Origin of the sequence: Kitasatospora sp. NPDC091257 (assembly GCF_044757675.1) — a bacterium.
Taxonomy (GTDB): Bacteria; Actinomycetota; Actinomycetes; order Streptomycetales; family Streptomycetaceae; genus Kitasatospora; species Kitasatospora lactacystinica.
Window position 1 is genome coordinate 1 of sequence record NZ_JBIVVI010001362.1, and the last position, 2,229, is coordinate 2,229.

At 74.7% G+C, this 2,229-nt stretch carries 2 protein-coding genes and 1 pseudogene; all 3 read right to left on the bottom strand.

All coding sequences use genetic code 11. The features are described 5' to 3' along the window. Positions 1-145: 145 nt before the first annotated feature. Positions 146-691: pseudogene (locus tag ACIQOV_RS38280) on the bottom strand (carboxyltransferase domain-containing protein); the annotation flags it as partial. Further along, positions 595-1,371, bottom strand: coding sequence for a LamB/YcsF family protein (locus tag ACIQOV_RS38285; protein ID WP_401055377.1), 777 nt, complete (start codon positions 1,369-1,371; stop codon positions 595-597). The pseudogene ACIQOV_RS38280 and the gene ACIQOV_RS38285, both read right to left, overlap by 97 nt. A 172-nt stretch (positions 1,372-1,543) precedes the next feature. Then, positions 1,544-2,068 (bottom strand): hypothetical protein, encoded by a 525-nt coding sequence (locus ACIQOV_RS38290; protein ID WP_401055379.1) that lies wholly within the window; start codon positions 2,066-2,068, stop codon positions 1,544-1,546. Between the last annotated feature and the right edge of the window lie 161 nt (positions 2,069-2,229).

A 2,229-nucleotide genomic window follows, 5' to 3' on the forward strand; every position in this document is an offset into this window, starting at 1 on the left:
CTTCCCCGCCGTGATCGAGGCCGAGCTGGACCGCTACCTGCCGTTCCTCGCCACCACGAAGGTGCTGATGGGCGCGGTGCGCGCGGGCGTCGGCCAGGGCGACCGAGCCGGCCGGGACGGAGCTGCGCGGGGTGGCTCGGCGCGGCACCTCGTAGCGCGCCGGGAGGCCGGTGAGGTAGCCGAAGCCGGGGGCGAAGCCGCAGAACGCGACGACGTACTCGGATCCGGTGTGGATCCGGACGGCGGCCTCCTCGGACACCCCCCACAGTGCGGCGACCTCGGCCAGGTCGGCGCCGTCGTACACGGTCGGGACCTCCAGCAGTGGCCCGCGCGCCGCCCCGGCCGTCGCCGGACGGGCGGTGCGCAGCAGCGCCGCCACCGCACCGACGTCCGCGACGCCGTCCAGCAGCAGGGTGCGCGCGGCCGGTACCAGCTCTTCCACCGCGCCGAGCGCCCCGGCCTCCCGGCGCTCGCTCAGCCAGCCGTACAGCGCCGCCACCTCGGCCGTCCCGGGCAGCTCGACCAGGAGCGCCCGCTCGCCGACCCGGCGCACCGTCCCCGCCGTCGCGTCGAGGCCGGGTACGCGAGGGGCTGTCACGTGAACGCCTCCACCCGGACCCCGGCGGAGGCCAGGGCGCCGCGGACCCGCCAGGCGAGCTGGGCGGCGCCGGGGGTGTCGCCGTGGACGCACAGTGAGCGGGCTTCGACGGCGATCCGCTCGCCACCGGCGGCCTCCACCGTGCCGTCCCGGGCGATGGCGACGGCGCGGGTGATCACCGACTCGGGGTCGTGCACCACCGCGTCCGGCTCGCGGCGCGGGACGAGGGTGCCGGTGCGGGTGTACGCGCGGTCGGCGAAGGCCTCGGCGACCACCGGGAGCCCGACGCCCTCGGCCACCTCGAGCAGCAGCGAGCCCGGCAGGCCGAGCACGGGCAGCGGGCCGTCGCAGACCGCGCCCGCCCGCAGCACGCCGGCCACCACGGCCTCGGCCTGCTCGGAGTCGCCGACCACCCGGTTGTAGAGGGCGCCGTGCGGCTTGACGTAGGAGACCTTGGAACCGGCCGCGCGGGCGAACACCTGGAGGGCGCCGATCTGGTACGCGATCTCGTCGGCGAGCTCCTCCGGGGGCACGTCCATCGCGCGGCGGCCGAAGCCGGCCAGGTCGCGGTAGGAGACCTGGGCGCCGATCCGGACGCCGCGCTCGGCCGCCAGGGCGCAGACCCGGCGCATCGTCGACGGGTCCCCGGCGTGGAACCCGCAGGCGACGTTGGCGCTGGTCACCACGGACAGCAGGGCCTCGTCGTCGGTCAGGGTCCAGCGTCCGAACCCCTCGCCGAGGTCCGCATTGAGATCGATCACCGCATCGGCCACGCCCGTCCGCCTCCCAGCAGCTGTTGAGCCAGATGGTAGGGCCTGCGGATGAAGGCCGTTGCCCGTGACCCGGAGCCCCGCGGGTGCCGCGGCGTGTGCCCGGGGTCGCACGCCCCGGGGCGGCGCCTCGCGGGGTCGCGCCGGGGCGCGAGCGGGCGCGGACCGCCCGGACTCAGCCGGTGGTCACCGGTGCGCGGAAGGCGCGCTCCAGTGGACGCAGCGCCCGCAGCACGATCAGCAGCGGCACGACGCCGAGGACCCCGAACGACATGTCGACGAATCGCCAGGCCAGTGGAATCCCGCGCAGCGGCCCGCAGATCAGTGCCAGCGGGATGACGGCCCCGCAGGCGAGCACGGCCCAGCGGATCACCCAGATGTTGCGGACCGGATCCTTGAGCGGCCCCCAGAAGGCGGCGGCGATCACCAGGTGGGCGAAGGCCAGCCAGTCGGTGCCGTAGGCCAGGAAGGGGTAGCGCCCGTTGGTCTCGGCGAGGCCGGTGTGGACCCGTTCGAGCCAGGCCGCCGCTGCGGGGAGGCGGTCGCTCAGCGGGGCGGCCGGCCCGGAGGCGAAGTCGACCAGCCAGCGGGTCTCGGTCTCCAGGGGGAACGCGGTCAGACCGCTGAGCACCAGGCAGACCAGGAAGAGCCAGAGCCACCGTCGGACCTTGCGAAGGATGACCGCGGGGTCGCCGTCCATTTCGCCCACCTCCATGCCGAGCATGCCGAAGTGCAGGCGGAGCCTCGTCCGACCTGCGCGGAACCGACTCTAGACCTATTTTTTGAACGTGTTCAACTTGCATGGTGGGTGGGGTGGATGAGTTGGCTGGTGCCCGTGCCGTTGCTGTTCCGGAAGATTTC